7 protein-coding genes are annotated in these 19508 nt (G+C 63.7%); 6 read left to right on the top strand and 1 reads right to left on the bottom strand.

From position 1 onward, the window contains the following. Positions 1-130 precede the first annotated feature (130 nt). Genes C4S68_RS21905 through C4S68_RS21890 form a run of 4 tightly spaced genes read left to right on the top strand, consistent with a single transcriptional unit; the run spans position 131 to position 13707 of the window. The gene (locus C4S68_RS21905) at positions 131-2041 is read left to right on the top strand and encodes a two-component regulator propeller domain-containing protein (RefSeq protein WP_103935251.1); all 1911 of its coding nucleotides are present in this window, start codon (positions 131-133) and stop codon (positions 2039-2041) included. Beyond that, positions 2038-4437 carry a VIT domain-containing protein gene (locus tag C4S68_RS21900; RefSeq protein ID WP_103935250.1) on the top strand — a complete coding sequence of 800 codons (2400 nt, stop codon included), beginning with the start codon at positions 2038-2040 and terminating at the stop codon, positions 4435-4437. Before C4S68_RS21905 ends, C4S68_RS21900 begins: the two co-directional genes overlap by 4 nt. Further along, positions 4424-11830: a tetratricopeptide repeat protein gene (locus C4S68_RS21895; RefSeq protein ID WP_103935249.1), complete on the top strand. Its 7407-nt coding sequence runs from the start codon at positions 4424-4426 to the stop codon at positions 11828-11830. Before C4S68_RS21900 ends, C4S68_RS21895 begins: the two co-directional genes overlap by 14 nt. Then, positions 11827-13707: a hypothetical protein gene (locus tag C4S68_RS21890; RefSeq protein WP_146072271.1), complete on the top strand. Its 1881-nt coding sequence runs from the start codon at positions 11827-11829 to the stop codon at positions 13705-13707. Before C4S68_RS21895 ends, C4S68_RS21890 begins: the two co-directional genes overlap by 4 nt. Before the next feature lie 27 nt (positions 13708-13734). Here the strand turns inward: C4S68_RS21890 and C4S68_RS21885 are convergent, their stop codons facing one another. Beyond that, complete coding sequence (locus C4S68_RS21885; protein ID WP_103935247.1) at positions 13735-15420, bottom strand: uroporphyrinogen-III synthase; 1686 nt, start codon at positions 15418-15420, stop codon at positions 13735-13737. A 440-nt stretch (positions 15421-15860) separates the two neighbouring features. Between C4S68_RS21885 and C4S68_RS21880 the strand changes: the two genes are divergently transcribed. Further along, positions 15861-17699: a NirA family protein gene (locus C4S68_RS21880; protein ID WP_235011788.1), complete on the top strand. Its 1839-nt coding sequence runs from the start codon at positions 15861-15863 to the stop codon at positions 17697-17699. Then, positions 17696-19471, top strand: coding sequence for a diflavin oxidoreductase (locus C4S68_RS21875; protein WP_103935246.1), 1776 nt, complete (start codon positions 17696-17698; stop codon positions 19469-19471). Before C4S68_RS21880 ends, C4S68_RS21875 begins: the two co-directional genes overlap by 4 nt. Positions 19472-19508: the final 37 nt, after the last annotated feature.

Raw genomic sequence — 19508 nt, 5'->3', positions numbered from 1 at the left:
ACTTACGCTGCCCTTTCGTGAGACGCTGCGTCACATGGGGCAACTGCGAGTCTTTCTTTGACTCCTCACTTGCCACAAGCAAGCCTCGTGGTACAGTTCCACTCACCTCGACCCGGACCTTCCGTCCACCATGCGCGTCTCTCGACAATCGATCTCACTCACGACCGCAGCGGTGCTGCTCACCGGCGGAGCTGCGTTCTTCCTGCACATGCGGCACGTCCTGCGGCAAAGCGAGCAGCAGGTGCAGGCCACTCACTCTCTGCGCTACCGTCTCGGTCCGCTGCAGCCTGCAGCAAATCCCGGCTTCGAGGCCCTCGCCGCACCCCCAGCCTTCCGTTCAGCCGCGGTGATCGGCGAAAGCCTCTACGTCGCAGGCTCCGGCGGTCTCGTCGAGTACCAGAACGGCGAAGCGAAGCGGACGTTCCGCGTCGGGCAGGAGCTTCCCGCCGCGCCGCTCGTCAGTGTCGTCGCAGCCAGGCTGCGCGGCGCCGAGCACACGCAGTTGCTCATCGCAACGCACGGCGCCGGCTTGTTGATCTACGACCCCCACTCAGCGACCTTTCGCCAGATACTGCCAGAGGAAGCCGCGCTGCGCGATGTGACCGCGCTGGCGACGCTGGACAGCGGCGATCTCCTGATCGGAACTCACGATCGCGGGGTGTTGCTCTTCGACGGCGGCTCACTGCAGCTCTATCGGCCCGAGTACGCGGCCGCTGCGATCACCTCCCTGGCCGCGGTGGGCGAGGACGTTTGGGCTGGCACCGAGGAGCACGGCGTCCTGCACACCCACGCCGGCGTGACCGATCACTACGAGGCCGAGCTCCCGGATCCGCATGTGGCTGCGTTGACGGCCAGTGGCGATCACGTCTTCGCGGCAACACCCGTGGGTGTTGCCGAGTTTGAGAACGGACGCCCCAAGCGCGTGCTGGCCCGCGGCACCTTCGCCCACGCGCTCCACGCCGACGCAGATACGCTGACGCTCGCGGCCTATGGCGAAGGGACGGTGCAGCTCCCGCTGGGCGAAGCTCGCGCGCGGATCCGTCCCGCATCGCTTGCAGCCGCGGACGCTCACGACGCCCAGTTCTTCGCCACGCCCGATGGCACGCTCTACGCCGTGCGCCCCAGTGGGGTCTTTGAGCACCACGGCGCAGCGTGGCTTCCCATCGCAACGGCTGCCACTGCCACGCTCGCCGACCGCAACGTCGCGGCGCTGGCTTTCGACGCCGACGGCCGCTTGTGGGTCGGCAGCTTCGACCACGGGCTCGATGTGCTCGATCCCGCGCTGGCCAGCGCGCATCATTTTGAGAACGATCATCTCTTCTGCATCAACCGCATCGTCGCGGATCCCTTGCGCGGAACGATGGACGTCGCCACCGCCAACGGCCTCGTCCTCTTCGACCGCAGCGGCAAGCCGCGCCAGGTTCTCGGCCGCCGCGATGGCCTGCTCAGCGATCACGTTAACGATATCGCCTTCACCACCGCAGGCATGACCGTGGCGACCCCTGCTGGCCTAAGCTTCGTCCGCGAGAGCGGCATCGATAGCGTCTATGCCTTCCAGGGGCTCGTCAACAACCACGTCTACGCGCTCGCAAGCACTGGCGACACGCTGCTCGCGGGTACGCTGGGCGGGATCTCGGTGCTGCGCCGCGACGCGGTCGAACACAATCTCACCGTCTCCAACTCGGGACTGCATCACAACTGGATTACAGCGATCGCGCCGGTGGGGGACAGCTACGTCATCGGCACCTATGGCGGCGGGCTCCAGCGGATGGACGCGGCAGGCAAGGTGCAGCCGATGGACGGCGCGCCGCGGGACCTCATCGTCAATCCCAACGCCCTGCTGGTTTCAGGTGGGCGGGTGTATGCAGGCTCGCTCGATCACGGCCTTTGGGTCTACTCCGCGGGTGCGGCGCGGTGGTCGCAGGTGACCGCGGGTCTGCCCTCGCTGAACGTTACGGCTCTGGCCAGCCACAACGGAGAGTTGTACGTTGGGACGGAAAACGGACTTGTTCGCATCCAGGAAGAGAAGTTGATCCAATGAGCCACCACCTCTCACGATTGCTGCTCGCTGCTCTGCTGCCTATGACGTTGCTGCCCGCTCTCGCGCAGACGGGTGTCCTCCTCCCCGGCGACAAGGACACGCCCGACCCGAAGGTGCTCTCGCTCGAAGAGATGACCGTCGACATCACCATCGACGACGGCGACGCCCGCATCTTCATGACGCAGATCTTCCTCAACCACACCGGCCTTGCGCAGGAGGGCGTCTACCGCTTCCCGTTGCCGTCGGAGGCCACCGTCTCGGACTTCGCCGTGTGGGACGGTGCCGTGCGCATCCCCGCCGTGGTGCTGGAGCGCAAACGCGCGCAGGAGGTCTACGCCGAGGCCAAGGCGCAGGCCATCGACCCCGGCCTGCTGCAGATGGGCGAGCGCTCCGGCGCAGACCCCGCCGAGCGCACGCTCTTCACCGCAAAGATCGTGCCCATCCCCGCGTGGGGAACCAAGCGGCTGGAGCTCGAATACCACCAGCGCCTTGAGGCCACCGCTCTCGCTCAGGGATTCGTGCTGCCCATCAAGCCGGACGCCGCGGGGACGCAGAGCGTGCACCACTTCCATGCGCACATGGTGATTCACTCGTCACACCCGTTGTCCAAGCTCGCGCTCACGGGCGGCTACGGCTTCAAGATCGCGCAGCAGGATGACCACGGCCTCACCGCTGACCTCGCAGCGGAGAACCTTTCGCTTGGTGAAGACATGGGCGCCGCGTGGACCTTCGCTTCCTCCGGAACTGATGCCCTCACCGTCATCACGCATCGAGATCCTGCACCGCCTGCCCCACAAGTCGACGAGACGTCCCCAAGACCACCTGCTGGACCCGAGCCCGGCTTCTTCCAGGCCAGCGCGCTGCTCGCTGACTCCGCAGCATCCTCTGGCACCGCGCCAGTCGGACCTCCGCGCAATATCGTTGTGCTCTTCGATACCTCGCTCTCCATGCAATGGGAGAAGCTGGAGCGCAGCTATGCCGCCACCGAGGCGCTGCTGCACACCCTCACGCCAGCGGACCACTTCAACCTCATCCTCTTCAACCAGCAGACACAGCGCTGGCAGAAGCAGCCTGTCTCCGCCGATGCAAAGCATGTCAACGAAGCGCTCGACTTTCTTCGTGCCAGCCACCTGCGCGGAGGCACCGACCTGGGCTTGGCGCTGCATGATGGCCTGGCCCAATGCACCCAGCCCAACAGCTCGCTCGTACTTTTCAGCGATGGTGGCAGCGATCTTGGCGACACGATCCTCACTAGCCGCATCGCTGCGAACTACACGAAGCAGTGGAAGGCGATGAAGCAACCACCGCACACGGATGTCTTCGCGGTGGGCGACGATGCGAAGCTCGGCCTGCTGCAACTTCTCGCGAAGAACGGTGGCTTCCTCGAGCACACGCTATCGACTGAGCCGCTCGATCTGCACCTGCGGGCCTTCCTCGCCAAGCTCACCCGCGCTCCGGTAACGGGCCTCGCTTTCGATGTCTCGCCGAACGCTGCTGTGCAGATGGTCTATCCGCTGGAGTCGAGCGTCTATCCCGGCTCGACCGCAACCTGGGTCGGGCAGTATGCCAGGCCCTCCTCGGTGACGATGGACGCGCACGGCTCCCGCGATGGCAAGATCTTCACGCTGCACGCCAGCGCGGAACTGCCGGCCGCAGAGCCCGCCCATCTGCAGCTGCCGCGTCTCTGGGCGCAGGCTCGCGTCGATGCGCTGCTGGAGCAGATCAACCGCGACGGCGAATCGCGCGCCGCGATTGACGAGATCATCCGCCTCGCTCGCCGTTACAAGCTCGTCACGCCGTATACCTCGTTCCTCGCTGTGCCACGCTCGCTCCTGCGGCCGCGCGTCATCCGGCCAGGTGATCCTGTCCTCCGCGTGCGCACCGATCCGGCTATTACTTCGGTCGTCGCCATCTTCCCCTTCGGCCTCACCAAAGAACTACGCCATCTTGCCGGCGAAGACACGCCGGACCGCGACGGTACTGGCGGCCTTGCCTGGGAGACGCGTTTCCTCGCCCCCGAGGACATGCGCGATGGCACCTACGACGTGCGGCTCATCCTGCGCGATGGTAGTGGCAATACCTATCGCGAGAACAAGAGCTTCGTCATCGCAAGCACGCCGCCGACGGTGAAGGTCCTGCTCGCTTCCAATCGCCTGCATCGCGGCGAGACGGTGCTCCTGCGTGCCAACGCTTCGCAGAGCACCCGCACGCTGACAGCGCGATTGCCCGGCGCACTCCCGGTTACGTTGCGATGGAGCCCGCAGCTCGCCACCAATGCAGCGCGCCTCACCGTGCCCGCAGATATGCCGCTGGGGACGTACAAGCTCACCGTTACAGCCGAGGACGTGGCCCACAACCTCGGAACGCAGGAGGTGACAGTCGATGTCGTCCCCTAACAGCATTCGGTTCTTCCATCGTCCCTCGTATCGCATCGGTGCAGGCATCGTCGTCGCGGCAGCTGCTCTTGCAGGTCTGCGCGCGGGGGCCACGTCGGAGTGGCTGGAACACGCAATCGCGAATACCCCGGTCGAAGCTGCACTCTACCGCGCGATGTCCCTGCCCGGTGTCGAGGTGCTCTTCCCGCGTCCGCCCAAAGAGAGCGTTGCGGAGCTGGACAAGCTCGTAGCGGCGAAGCCCACACCCGCGCTCTATAGCCTGCGCGCCCGCCAGGAGGAGGCCGCGCAGCAGTTCGATCGTGCCGAGGCCGATTGGAAGAGCTACGTTGCAAAGAGCACCGATCAGCCAGCTGCGATGGTGGAGCTCGCTGACTTCTACCAGCGGCGTCATCAGGTCAAGGCCGAGTTCGAAGAGCAGCTGAAGATCGGCGAGTCCGCTCCCGCGCGAAGTGACGCGACCACTCCGCCCACAAACCAGCGCAGCTGGCACGCGTTCGAGCGCGCGATGGAGCTCGCCAACGAGCAGGCCTTCGATGATGCGGTCGTGCGTGCAGCCTTGCAGCGCTGGGCAGCACGTTATCCGCTGCAGCCCGTCTACCAGCATGCCTTCGTGTGGGAGCTCGACCACGCACATGCCACGGAAGCGGAACAATGGATCCAGAGATACCGCACGACCTTCCCGCACGAGTTGGTCTTTCCCGTAAAGGCTGAAGCTCTCCTCGCATTGCGCACCGGCGGTAAAGATGCGCCTGCGAAGGCGCTCGAGGTCTACGACTCGGCCTTCCAGCCGCTTTGGCCTGAAGACCTGCAGAAGAGTTACTTTGCACTCCTCGCGGACATTCACCGCACGCGCGACTTCCTCTCGCAGGCTAACGCCCGCCTCCAGGCGAAGCCGGATGACTACGAGGCCGAAGCGCGGGTCTTCACCTACTACCGCGAGCAGGGCAGGCTGCAACAGGCGCTCGACAGCCTCGACTCCTATCGCGCGGGCAAAGAGCAGCGTCACGCAGCGTGGAGCGCTCAGGAGCTCTACACCTTCGCTCAACTCACGACCCTGACGGCGAGCTATCCCGAAGCTGCCCGCTACAACTTCGCCCTCGCGGAGACCAAGGGGCAGCTCACCGATGGCCGCAGCGCGCACGAAGCTGGTCTCGCCGGCATGGTGAACGTGCTGCTCTCTGCGCCTGAGGCTGGTACGTCTCTCGGCGCAGGAAATCTCAGCATGTATCGCGACATCGCAACGCTGGATCAGGGGCCCGGCTACTGGAATGGTGTGCTCTCACTCTGGCTCAACGGGCAGTCTCCTGAGAGCGAGTACGCGCAGGAGGATGCGAAGGCCCAACCGTACTTCCATCGCGCCAAGGCCGCCGAGTTACTCGCGCAGCTTGACCATGATGCGCCGCAATCTCCCGACCGGCCGGCGCTGCATGCGAAGTTGCTGGATGCCTACGTGGCCTATGGTGACGATCCTGCTGTCATTCGGGAAGGAACTGCATTCCTCGACGCGTTCCCCAAAGCAGACGATCGCGTTCGTGTTGCGTTTGCGTTGGCTGACGTCTATGCGCGCCAGAAGAACAGCACTGCCGAGTTCGCACTGTATGACCGCCTGCTCTCGGAGCTCTCGCAACAGGCCGGCGCCAGGCCATTGACCTCGGCCTCGCCGCGATTCTCCTCGGGCCCGCGCGTACAGTTCAATCCATCGGAGCAGGATGCGCCTGCAACTCCAAAGTCAAAGGCCGAGCGATCCTCCGCCTTCGAACTCAACGTCTCTGACCCGCAGCTGCCGACCAACGAGGCCGCCTCTGAATATAGCCAGGTGCTGGAGCGATACCTCGCGCGCCTCACGGAGCTCCGCCAACTTCCGCAGGCTCTGGCCGTGCTCCGGCATGAGCTCGATCGCTCACCCGATGATCCCGCGATCTACGATCGGCTCGCGCAATTCCTTGAGGGCAACAATCTCTCCGCGCAGACGGAAGAGCTGTACCGCACCGCGATAGCGCGCTTCAAGGGCGAAGACTGGTACTCCAAACTCGCGCGCTTCTACCTGCGCCACAAGAGGACCAACGACTATGCCACGCTCACACGCAATGTGACCCGCATCTTCAACGGCACACAGGTCGACACATGGTTCCGCACTGTGTCCGGAGGAGGCCCGCAACTCGCACTGCAACTCAATCTCTTCGCGCATGACCGCTTCCCGCATGACACCGTCTTCATCGACAACCTGCTGAACGACTACCAGGCGAAGCCGACGCGTGACGATGCTGCATGGGAGGCGTTGCTGCGTCACACCTGGTGGGAGTCGCCCGAGCTGACGCAGCGCTACTTCGAGTTCCTCAGCTCGAGCGGCAAGCTCGACGCCGAGGTCGCGAAGCTGGGCGACGCGCCGTCGAATCCTGCTGCCGTGCGCGAGCTCGCGACAGCCGAGATGTGGAGGTCTCACTTCGAGCAGAGCGCTCCTCTCTACGTGTCGCTCGCGGAGCAGTATCCTGCCGATGAAGAGACGGGCACCCGCGCCGCTGATCTGCAGCGCTCTCTGGCGTGGCTCGATCCCATGGGGCCAGCTGCGAAGATCGCGAGTGCGGTCGCAATCGAAAATCGTCTGCTGGCCAGCAACCCGGGCGACACCGCGCGCCTCGAACGCATCGGCGACATCCTTGCTGATCATGCCGACGGAAATCCGCAGAGCCTTGCTGCCTCAGCCGCCTACTGGCGTCGTATCCCCGCGATCGCTCCCGGCGAGACACAGCCCTACCTCGAAGCCGCGACCGTCTTCTGGGACTACTTCCAGTTCGACGACGCCCTGCATGAAATTCAACTGGGCCGCACCCACTTCGCTCGGCCAGCCCTGTTTGGTTACGAAGCCGGTGCCATCGCGGAAGCGAAGAACGATTCCTCCGCAGCCATCACAGAGTATGTTGCGGCGTCGCTGGAGAGTGGTCCCGAGGAAGACACCTACAGTCCCGCGCGCACGCGCCTGCTCACACTGGCCCATCGACCCGCGACGGCGAAGCTTGCCGACAGCGCAACTGCGGCGGCTCTGGCCTCGCACCCGAGCGTCGCTGCACTTCGCCTGCGCATCGCCGTGCTCGAAGAGCAGCAGCGTGCGAAGGAGGTCGGCCCCCTGCTCACGCAGGCCCTGGCTCGCGTTACCACGGAGGATGAAGCGGCAGAGATCGCGAGCTACGCGGGTGCGCACGACCAGCCTGCGGTACAGGAGGCCGCGTTGGATCGCCAGGCATCGCTCGCCACCGATCCCGTGGAACGCCTGCAGCTTCGCTATTCACTTGCAGGCGTTTATGAAGGTCAGGGGGACAACGCAAACGCCGCGCGCGTCGTCGATGCGGTCTATCACGATGAGCCAAAGATCCTCGGTGTGGTGCGTGCGACGGTCGACTTCGATTGGCGGTTGAAGCGCCAGCAGGAAGCTGTGAAGGTCCTGCTTGAAGCGGCCCACGCAGCGCAGCCCGAGCTCTCGCAGCAGTTCCTCGCCGAGGCATCGGAGAAGGCCAACAGCGCAGGCGACACCGTGCAGGCTCGGAGCATCGCGGAGTCCTTGCTGGCGCATGATCCCTACAACACCCGCGATCTCGCACTGGTGGCAGCCACCTACGTCAACGATCCCGCGGGGCTCGCCAGCTTCTATCACGCACGACTCGACGCACTTCACGCGGACACCATGCCGGCGGAGGATCGCAAGGCCCGCACTGCATTGCTGCGTCGCGGACTGATCCCCGCGCTCACACGATCGAAGGGCTACGCCGGTGCAGTGGATCAGTACATCGCTCTGCTCAGCGCCTATCCAGAAGACGATGGCCTCATCAACGAGGCAGCGCTCTATGCACTCCGGTACGACCGCAAGCAGCAGTGGCTCGACTTCCTCACCACCACGACAAAAGCCTCTCCACGGGACTCGCGATTCTTTGTGGCGCTTGCGATCAGCCAGGTCATCTTCAGCGATCCATCAGCGGCAGTCGATGCCTACGCGCATGCGATTGCGATCCGCCGAGATCGTGCGGACTGGTATGCCGCGAAGGCTTCGCTCGACGACACGCTCGGCCGCTTCGACGATGAAGTGGCTGACGATACACGCCTCTACCAGCTCAGTTATCAGGACCCGCAGTGGATGATCGCCGCGGCTCGCACACGCGCTAGACAAGGTCGCACCGCAGACGCCATTGCTGCACTCGAACTCGCTTTCCTCCATGGCGCACAGACGACGCCGCACGACTACATCGCACTCGCCGCGCAGCTTGAGCTTTGGAACATGATTCCGCAGGCACAGCATGATGCGGAGCTCGGTGCGCGCATGGCCGGCGCTGAGCTTCTGCATGCGGAGGGCCGTCGCATTGAGGAGTCGGATGCAGCGTCTTACGCTCGCATCATGACCCGGGCGCAGGCTGCTCCCGCAGCAATGACAGCGCTGCAGGCCTCACTCGACGAGGCCACGGCATCGCCGGTCGTCGACGCCATGCTCGCTCAGTTGAAGCAGCAGGGACCGCTGGGCGTAACGGACGCCGAATGGCGTGCGCGCTACACCGCCATGCGAAAGCAGGAGGCCGCGGCTGCGTTCACCAATGCTCTGCAGGAGATGTGCAGGACCGCCGATGCCTATGACACGCCGGAGGAACGCGCATCCTTTGCCGCGATGCTCCAGGCGCAGGGCTCACGCGCGAGCAACCAGGATCTCCGCCAGCGTTGGATACCCGCTGCCGAGACGGCACATCTGGCTGAGCTTCAAGAGCATTGGCGCACACATATCCTGTTGAGTGCGGATCAGCAGTCCGGCGATCAGCTGCGTCCTCTCATCTCGCTGCAGCACGCGCGCCTTCGCTTCAAGGATCTCCTGCAGACGCTGACGACGTACGTTGGTCCTGCGCCAAAGCCCGGTACACGCGAAGATGCGCTGGTCGAGATGCTGCGTGTAACCGCGGCGACGGGAGACACCGACGCCCTCCTGCGGATGGTGCATCAGCAGGTCGCGCTCATCGAGACCGACGCGAGTGCGCAGCAGATCGTCTTACGTGAGATCGTGCAGCGAGCCCCGCAGCAGTTGATCGCACTGGCATCGAGCAGCAACGACGCCTTTGCCGATACCGTCGCAAACACGGCGCTGGCAGAGGTCCAGCCACCGTTGTCTCTCCAGGTCGTCGCAGCCCGCGGCAGCAAGCTCGAGCCCATCTGGGGCGCGGAGTATCACGGCCTCGCGTCGCTCTATGTCGGTGATGCAACACCCCCTGCCGGAGCAGCCTTCCGCTCCGCGCTCGCATGGGATCGCAGCATCGGCGAGCGAGTTCAACGCAAGCCTGATGCAACTCAAGAGCTCACGGGCGTGCCGTGGTTCTATCTGGCCGCGCGCTATGGCCAGTGGATGTCACTGCCAGGAACGCACGCTGACTACGAGAGCGCGATGGCAGCGGACCTCGAGTCATCGGCGGACGTCGATAGCTACCGCACACTCGCGACGTCCTATGCAGAGGCCGGTCATCCCGAGGCCGCATTGTTGCAGATCGCCCATGCCCGCGAGCTCTCACCCGAGAATGCCGAGCTCGACGATGCCGCGGCAACGCTGTTGTGGAACATGAACCGAAAGCCCGATGCGATCACCGCATGGCGCCGTGCCTATAGTGATCTTCGCGTCCTCGAAGACAAGGGCGGAGCTGTCCCTGAAAGCTTCTGGATCGACTTCGCGGCGATCACGCAGCATACGTCACGTCGCGGGCTCACGCAGGAGCTACAGTCTGCACGCGAGGATGTCTTACGCACCTACCTCGCGCGTAACGGATCGTACCGTTCCACGGAACTGCTACACGCAGAGTACAGCGCGTGGGCCGATCAGAAGGTCGCCCTCTCGCATCTCTTCGCGCTGGCATCGAGCGCCAAAGCCGAGTTCGACGTGCTCAATGGGCTCGACGCGGAGCCGTGGCTTGTCGATCGGGCTCGAGTCGCTGTGCTGGAACGCGAGCTGCAGTTGCTCCGTGCCGCGAGCAAGGACCCTGCACGCGCGGAAGACTACGCATCCTGGCAGTACAAGCGGAGCGGAATTCTCAGCAACCTGCTCACGTTGTATCTTGCGGATGGCCAGACCTCCGAAGCGCATGGCCTGTTGCAATCCCTTACAGACAAGGAGCGCGCCGAAGACGCCTTTCAACAGGCGGCGGTCGTCATTGCCGCGCGCTCCGGTGGCTTGCCGGCGTTGCTTGCTTCGTATGCGGCTGACGATGAGACTGCGCCAGGCGTGACGGCCTTGGAGGCAGCGGCCGCACAGCTGTCAACCGCGAAGGAGTACCAGCCTGCCCGCTCCGTGCTGGAGTTCGTCTTCACGCGCGCCCAGAGCGCACACGAACTTACTCCAAAGGAATATCTGCTCCTCGCCGAAGCCAGGTTGAAGACAGATGATGTGAGCGATGCCGTCGCGACCCTCGAAGCTCTCATCCGGAGTGGCGGAGATGCTGCGGGCAATCTCGATAGTGCGGCGAGCCTTCTCGAACGCAACGATCATCTGGCGGAAGCACTGCCGTTCCTGACGCGTCTCGCGGCAAGCGTTCCCTGGGAGATGAGTTACACCGTGCGGCTCGCGGAAGCGCAGAGCAAGGCTCACGCGGGCCAGCCCGCTACGGCTCTGCATGCCGTCGCATCTGACAACAGTGCTCCATATGCGCTCCGTGTGCGGGCTGCGCGAGATCTTCGCTCACTTCATGCTGACGGTCATGGGCTCGGTAGCGGGGAACTTGATCTGCTCGCCTCGGACACCCTCGATGCGTCTGCCAGCGCGCAACCATACTTCACGCTCGCGCGTGCCGCTGCGGCAGAACACACATCCGATCCCGCGACAAAGAGAACCCTGCTCCAGGATGCAATCGCTATAGCACCGTTCGGTCCGGGGGCCGACGCGATGCGGCAGCAGCTCTTCCTTGCGGAGTACTCGACCAGGCAGATGCGTGAAGCTCGCACGGTGCTCGATGAGTGGATGGCAGTCCGCAGCTCGACCCCGGCGGCGCAGCCGTGGAGTTCGAACGACGCCGGCGCGGATGCCATGAATGCTGATGCGCAGGACGATTCGGTTATATCGAGCGGCCGTGCCACGGCAAGTTCCACAGCGGACGCGGATCTGGACAAAGCAATGGCCGAGGTATATCTCGCGACCAACGATCGCGCTCAGGCCATCAACGCCCTGCAACGCGAGGCCTCGGTGCTGGGGGATGTTCCCGCAGCGAAGCCGGTGCTCGCGCAGATAGAGCAACTCCAGGACCTCACGCGGCGCGATGCTGCGAACGCCGCAAGGCGCCCGTTGATTCATCGCGAACTGGCACAGGCGGCAGTGGTGCGAGTGCGGTTAGAGCAGCCTCCAGAGGATGACGTCGCTGTATCGAGCAGAGAGGATCAGCCATGAAAACGTCACGAGTGATAGTGGCAGTTGGCCTGGCAACGCTGGCGGCCTCGGCATGGATCTGGGCAGCACAGCAGCGGGCGTCCGCATCGCGAGGGCTAGCCGCGGATCTGCCTCCCGGCGCGCTGCTCACCATCGAGTCGCCGGACTTCTCAAAGCTGCTCGCGGATTGGAACAGCTCGCAGGAGCAGGCCGCGTGGATGCGAAGCGCGAGTTATAACGTCTTCTCCAACTCGCGTCTATGGGGCCGCCTCACCGATGCCGAACAGGAGTTCGCCGGAGCTGCGGCTGGCACCGAATTCGGCTCGCCTTTCCTCAAGTCCGTTGCCGGAACGCAAAGCATCTTCGCCTGGTATGACATCGGCAACCTCGAGTTTGTGTACATCACGCATCTGAAGTCCGGGCAGAGTGAAGGCATCGAACTGCTCGCGAACCGCTCCCGTTTCACTGCGCGCAAGGCCGGTGACACCACCTTCTATGTTCGTAGCGGAGGCCTCGCGAGCTCGGACTCCGGATCAAACGGGCAACAGCGCACCGTGGCGTTTGCGCAGCGCGGAGAATGGCTGCTGATCGCCACTCGCGAGGATCTTCTGGCCAATGCCCTGGTGTTGATGCAGGGCACCACGAAGGCGCCGAGCCTCGTCGAGGAGGGCTGGTATGACGCTGCGGCGAAGGCCTCACCTGCGCAGCATGGCGACCTGCACATGCAGCTCGATCTCGCTCGCATCGCACACACGCCGCAGTTCGAAAGCTACTGGATCCAGCGCAACATCTCGGACACGCGGCGCTATCGTGCTGCCGAGATCGACCTCTACCGCGAGGCGGGACAGTTTCGTGAAGAGCGCGTGCTCCTGCCTGCAACAGGAACGAACCTTAGTTACGACAGCGAAGACACGTCTGCCTTGGCTGAGCTTGTACCTCAGGATGCAGGAACCTTCCGCGCAAGCTCCAATCCAACCGTGGAGCAGGCAATCACCGAGCTTCGCGACAAGGTGCTGGAGCGCTCCGCTGCCCAGCAAACGCAGAGTGAATATGCGCCCGAAGCCGAGCTGGAGGTAGCGCCGTCCGGGGACGTGACCGATCTCGAAACTCGCATCGACGCTATACAGCCGCCGAAGGAATCTCCCGACACGTGGCTCGCGCCACTGCAACAGGCGCTCAAGGCCGCACCACTCACGGCGATGCTTAGTGTGAGCCGCTCAATGGCGCAGCCCACTTCGCTGTTCCTACCCATTCACTCCGCGGTGGTACTTCGTCGCAGCGGGCCGTGGGATGAAGCCACTCTCTCTCGCGCGGTGCTCGATGGCTTGCGCAGTCGCATGACCGTTGGTGGAGTCGGAGTCTCGTGGTCGAAGCAGGCCGTTGAGGGAGGCACGATGTTGGTTGCGACCGGGGCTACTCCTGTCGCTCTTGGGATCAGTGGCAACACGGCGGTAGTGGGCACCGACGCAGAGATCGTGAGGTCCATCGTGGCTCTTATGCCGAAGAGCTCCGGCCATCATGCCGCCGCTGCAACCATCGCCGAGTTCCGCCCGCCTCAGGTGCGGCCGGCCTTCATGCAGCTCACCTCCACGCTGGATCGTGCGACGGGCGGCAGCTCTCGTTTCGCTGCTGCCTCCGGAACAAGCTCGGCGCAGGATGGCAGCGCGCAGGACGCCGGTTCGCAAGCCGCAGGCGAGGTTGCTTCGGCTACGTCCTCAGCCGATCAACCTGCCGGATCGTCCCAGCCAGCCTTCTTTCACGACACGATGGGAGGACTGAGCCGCAGCTTCTCTTCGCTCAATACGGAGCGATTCCTTGAGCGGCGCGATGGCGATCGAGTCCATCAGACGGTTCTCTATATGTGGGTGACGCCAACAAGCAGCGTGCCGGCACACTGAGCGTGAGGTCTGGATCTTCGTCCGTACTCAGGTGGCAGAGGCACGCGGGTTGCGCATGCTTTCGGAGAGAAGGATGGCCTCCGCGACCTCGCGCATCGAGCGGCGACGCTGCCGGCTCTCCTTCTGCATCATGCGATACGCTTCGTCTTCGCTGATCTTCAGATCGCGCTGCAGCAGCCCCTTCGCGCGGTCGATGACCTTGCGCGATTCGAGCCGATCGGTAAGCTGCAGGTTCACCGTCTCGAGCCTTGCACGCTCGATCTCCGCACCCACCAGTACGCCGATCGTAGCCAGAAGCCGCCGCTCCAGCTCGGTATGGTGGTACGGCTTGCGGTGCTGCAGATTCAGCACACCTACGACGCCGCCCGCGCATAGCACAGGAACGCACAGCATCGCTTCGAAGGTATCTTCAGGAATCTGCATGAACGCCGCAAAGCGAGGATCGTCGCTGGCACGCTCTGAGATTGCAACCGGCTCGCGATGCTCGGCAACCCAACCAGTCACACCCTGGCCAACAGCGATGCGAAACTGGTCGATATCCCCGACATGAGGGTTGCGCGATGCGCGCAGCACCAGCTTGTCCTCTTCCAGCGTGTAGATGAAGCATGAGTCGCACGGCACGATCGCGCAGACGCAGGCGACGATGCGCGAGAGCACCACATGCAGCGGATCGGAAGACGTGAGGCTGCTGGAAACCTGCTCCAGTACATCCAACGGAGCCAGGCCATCGCGAAAGCCCGCCATCGTGGGTGTGGAGTACGCGACCTGCGGCACGGCATGCGTATGTTGCACTGCAAGCGGAGCTGACTCTGCGGGAAGATTCGGTCGCGGCACATCGAGCAGGGAAGAGACCTCGTCCTCCGGCACGCGGCTGCGCTTGGCAGCGAGCACCTTGCCCGAGTACTGCGCGGCTTCATTGATCATGAAGCCCATGCGTGGGCGCGAAGGTTCGAAGTCCGGCTTGAAGCCGTAGTGCAGGATCTCTTCGGTCGTCGTCGGTCCCACTGAAATCACGGCCGTGGCATTCAGGGCGCTGCGGAGCTCGGTGGCGACGCCCATCTCGGTTGCCACCTGAAACAGATGAATCACCTGCACCGCCGTCATAAACAGCACGACATCGATGTTGCCATCGATGAGATCACGCACCGTCTGCTGCAGAGGAGCGATGTCCAGCGGCAGCCCCCACTGATACAAAGGGACCTTCATCACTTCGTCGCAGCGTGCCACCAGCTCTGCAATGAGCTCGGGGTTGGTCGCACCATACTCCTGCACCGCGACGCTCATCGCGCTCAGGCGTTCGCCGTACTTCTTCTCCATCTGCGCGACGACCTCGCGCCACGTACTCGGCTCGGCGGTCGTCACAGCAGCGGAGACGTTCAGTTCGCGCAGCACCTGCAGTGGCTTCACGCCGCGTGCGATGATCTCTCGTTTGCGCAGTTCGGCAAGAATGCTCTCTTTGTCGAAGGTGCTCGAGAGTGTTTCTACGAGCTTGGCGACGCCGACTCCCGTCATGAACACGATGGCGTCGAACTCACCTGCCAGCAGTCGGCGTCCAAACTCGAGCGCAACCGTATTCGAGGTGAGGGAGATCTCACGCATCGACGGCACAACGATGGCTTCGCCGTTGTAGGTGCGGATCAGCTTTTCGACCTCGCGGGCACGCCGGGACTCGAGCGAAAGCACTCGAAGTCCATCAAAGCTGGCGTGAGGCATGAGTCTCTCCCGGTGGAGGTTGGCGGCCTTCGAAGCGAAGATACATTGAAAAGTCGTGAATATTTCGATTCTAGCTGGTTCGCGAGTGACGCACCAAAGTTTGCTCCGCCATAGCGCCTCCGCGCGTCGCGTGAGGCTGCTCCAGAGTGGGCCAGCCCTGGAGGCAATATAAATCTCCAGTTGCGCGGCAGGCGGATTTGCCCCTATACTCGCGCTATTACACCGCAGCCCTGACCGCAACGGTGTTCTCTCTGGTTGAGCCCCCTGACGCGCTCGCCATCCGATACTCAGAAAGTTTTGCCCGCTCCACGACGAGCCTGACACCTTCACGTATGTGTTGTGTGACTGCGCTCGTCTTCGTGCAGCTCCGTCATCAACTCGTTCCGTGATTCCCGCCAGGCTCGTCGTCTCATTGGTCGCCGCACCCACAGGGAAGGTTGATGATGTCGACGCCGTCCAACTCGACGCACGCGAATCCGTTGCAGCATGCTCTGCAGCGCACGGGCTCGGGTTTCACTGCCGAGCAGGAGCAATATCTCCGTGGCTTCTTTGCCGGTGTCGCGAACCGGTTGCCCTTTGTTGGACAGACGGCATCCGGCTCCTTGACCGTTGATCCCACGCAGGCCGGCGTGAATCTAGCCGCGCCAGTGGAAGAGCCCAGCTTCTTTGGCACTCCGATCTCGGATCTCTGCCAGGAAGAACTCTGGAAGTACCAGCGCAATCCCCTGGATCTGTGGGATGAGCTGCTGGAGTGCTCGTCGACGAACGCCGCGCCGAACCCCGAGCGACGCTATCGTATGAAGTTTCATGGCCTCTTCCATGTAGCGCCCGCGCAGGATTCCTTCATGCTTCGCATGCGCGTCCCGGGCGGTGTTCTCACCAGCACCCAGCTGCGCGGCCTCTGTGATATCGCCGAGCGCTATGGCAACGGGCGTCTCGACCTCACCACCCGCGCCAACATCCAGATGCGTGAGTTCGCGCCGAAGGACGTCGTCAACGTCCTGAATGCGGTGCGGAAGCTCGGTATGTCCTCGCATGGCTCCGGTGCTGACAACATCCGCAACATTACAGCGTCGCCCATCTCCGGCTTCGACCCGCAGGAGCTCATCGACGTACAGCCGTTTGCCGAGGCGCTGCAGAATTACATCTCGAACTCGCGCGACATGTTCGGCCTTCCCCGCAAGTTCAATATCGCCTTCGACAACGGCGGCGCCATCAGCGCACTCGCGGACACTAACGACATCGGCTTCGTCGCCGTGCGGGTGGGCGAAGGACGCAGCGTTCCCGCGGGCGTGTACTTCCGCGTGCTGCTCTGCGGCATCACCGGGCACAAGCAGTTTGCAACGGACTGCGGCCTGTTGCTGGAGCCCAATCAACTGGTGGCTGTCGCTGCGGCGATGGTGCGTGTCTTCGCCGAACATGGCGACCGTACCGATCGCAGGAAGGCGCGGCTCAAGTACCTCATTGACAAGTGGGGGCCCGGTAAGCAAGGGGTAGAGCGTTTTCTCGCCGAGACCGAGACGAAGCTCGCATTCCCCATCCTGCGTATCGCCGCGGACGAGTGCGAGCCGCGTGGCCCCATCGATCGCGCCGGACACCTCGGCGTGCACGCGCAGTCGCAGCCCGGGCTCAGCTACGTTGGCGTATGCACGCCCGTTGGCTGGCTCCCCATCGAACAGGCTCGCGCCATCGCCGATGCCGTAGATTCGTTCGGCTCGCGCGAAGTGCGTCTCACGGTATGGCAGAACCTGCTGATCCCCAACGTCTCGTCGCAGCGCGCCGTCGATCTCTGCGAGACCCTGGCCTCTGCCGGGCTCGAGACCTCAGCAGGCCACGTGATGAGCGGCACCGTGGCCTGTACCGGAAGCCAGGGCTGCAAGTTTGCGCAGGCCGACACCAAGACCCATGCGCTCGAAATCGCTCGCTCGCTCGACAAGCTCTTCATCCTCGACCAACCGGTCAACCTGCACGTCACCGGCTGCCCCAACTCCTGCGCGCAGCATTACATCGGCGATATCGGCTTGATGGGCGTGAAGGTAGGCGGCGAGGAGGGTTACCAGGTTAACCTCGGCGGCGGCGCAGACAACGACCAGGCCATCGCCCGGCAGCTCTTTCCCGCCATGAAGTACACCGAGGTGCTGCCCATGCTCCAGCGCCTCTTCACTTTCTACCTGGCGACGCGGCACACCGGTGAGAGCTTCCTCACCTTTACGCGTCGCCATAGCGTGGAGCAGCTGCGCTCCATCTGCTCAGAAAAATCCACGGAGGTGATGGCATGAGCCACACACCGGTTCCATACATTCCCGAGAACGCTCCCTTCTCGCCTGCGCAGCGCGCATGGCTCAACGGTCTGCTTGCCGGCATGTTCTCCGCATCACCTGTGCCGGGTCTCCCGGCGCTTCCAGCACGCGCGTCACACAGCGTAGCGGTGTACTTCGCCTCGCAGAGCGGCACCGCAGAGCGCCTTGCGAAGAAGTTCGCGAAGGAGCTGAAGACGCACGGGCATCAGCCCCAGCTCGCCTGCCTGTCTTCCATCGCGCCGGCCGATCTCGCGAAGCAGACGCATGCCGTGATCTTCGCCAGCACCTATGGAGATGGCGAAGCACCTGACTCCGTGAAGAGCTTCCGTGAGTCGCTGCTGGCCGAGTCCATCGTCCTCAACAAGCTCAAGTACACCGTCTTCGCTTTGGGCGACAGCAGCTATGAACAGTTCTGCCGCTTCGGTGTGGAGCTCGATGAGCGTCTCGCGGAGCTTGGTGCGCAGCGTATCGAAGCTCGTGTCGAAAGCGACGTCGATGTCGATCCGCCGTTCGCCGCATGGAAGGATGTAACGCTGGCTCGCCTCTCCGCGATCGACACGGAGAAGGCTCCTGCACTTTCAGGCAGCACCGCCGTCACTGCGCCGGCGAGCCCCTCGACCGAGGCCCCGCGTTACACGCGCGATAACCCGTTTCACGCAGAGATCGTCGCCCGTCATGCCCTGACCAATGACATCTCAAGCAAGCTCACCATCCATCTCGGACTGCAGCTCGATGAATCGGTGAAGTATGAAGCCGGGGATGCCTGCGGTGTGCTTGCCGAGAACGATCCTGCGTTGGTCGATGAGACCATCGCGAAGCTCGGTTTCGTCCCGGATGCTCCAGTCGAAGTTCCGAAGTTCGGTTCCTGCACGCTGCAGCAGGCGCTGTCGCATCACTATCAGCACACCCGCCTGACGCGAAAGATCGTGCAGGCCTTCGCCGAGAAGACACAATGCAAGACCCTAGCCGCGCTGCTTCCTGCCGAGCAGGGCGCGCACCTCGACTCCTTCCTTTGGGATCGCGGGCTCATCGACCTCGTCCTCGAGTATCCGGGCGCGATCGAATCGCCGCAGGAGCTGCTCGCAATGCTGCCACGCCTGGCGCCGCGCCTCTACTCCATCTCGTCCAGCCCCGCGAAGCATGGCAACGAACTCAACTGCACCATCGCGGTGGTTCGCTATCGCTCTCACAATCGCGAGCGCGGCGGCGTCGCCTCCACGATGTTGTCGGAGCGCATTGCGATGGGCGAGCGCGTCCCCATGTACATCCAGCCCAACAAGCGCTTCCGTCTTCCGCAGGAAAGCAGCACACCGATCATCATGATCGGCCCCGGCACCGGCATCGCTCCATTCCGTTCCTTTCTGCATGAGCGTGAAGCGCTCGGCCACAAGGGACGCAACTGGCTCTTCTTCGGTGAGCGCAGCGCAAGCACGGACTTCCTCTACGAGCAGGAGCTGACTTCCATGGCGGCCAGCGGCCATCTCACGCGGCTCGATACCGCCTTCTCGCGCGACCAGGCGCACAAGATTTACGTGCAGGACCGCATGATCGAGCATGGCTCGATGTTCTGGAGCTGGCTCGCCGAGGGCGCTCGCGTGTACGTCTGCGGCGACGCTTCGCGCATGGCCAGGGATGTCGACCAGGCGTTGCATAGTCTCATCGAAACGCACGGCGCGATGAGCGCGGATGCCGCGAAAGAGTACGTATCGCAGATGCACGACGACGGCCGTTATCACAAGGACGTCTACTAAGCCCGCAGCAACGCTGCAAGCCCAATGCGCAATAGCA

The organism is Bryocella elongata (assembly GCF_900108185.1).
Classification (GTDB): Bacteria; Acidobacteriota; Terriglobia; order Terriglobales; family Acidobacteriaceae; genus Granulicella; species Granulicella elongata.
The sequence above is the reverse complement of the archived record's forward strand: the minus strand, read 5'-3'. Positions and strand labels throughout refer to the sequence as shown.

Coding starts and splice junctions, on each gene's coding strand:
- C4S68_RS21905 (WP_103935251.1), top strand. CDS start 131: ATGCGCGTCTCTCGACAATCGATCTCACTCACGACCGCAGCGGTGCTG.
- C4S68_RS21900 (WP_103935250.1), top strand. CDS start 2,038: ATGAGCCACCACCTCTCACGATTGCTGCTCGCTGCTCTGCTGCCTATG.
- C4S68_RS21895 (WP_103935249.1), top strand. CDS start 4,424: ATGTCGTCCCCTAACAGCATTCGGTTCTTCCATCGTCCCTCGTATCGC.
- C4S68_RS21890 (WP_146072271.1), top strand. CDS start 11,827: ATGAAAACGTCACGAGTGATAGTGGCAGTTGGCCTGGCAACGCTGGCG.
- C4S68_RS21885 (WP_103935247.1), bottom strand. CDS start 15,420: ATGCCTCACGCCAGCTTTGATGGACTTCGAGTGCTTTCGCTCGAGTCC.
- C4S68_RS21880 (WP_235011788.1), top strand. CDS start 15,861: ATGATGTCGACGCCGTCCAACTCGACGCACGCGAATCCGTTGCAGCAT.
- C4S68_RS21875 (WP_103935246.1), top strand. CDS start 17,696: ATGAGCCACACACCGGTTCCATACATTCCCGAGAACGCTCCCTTCTCG.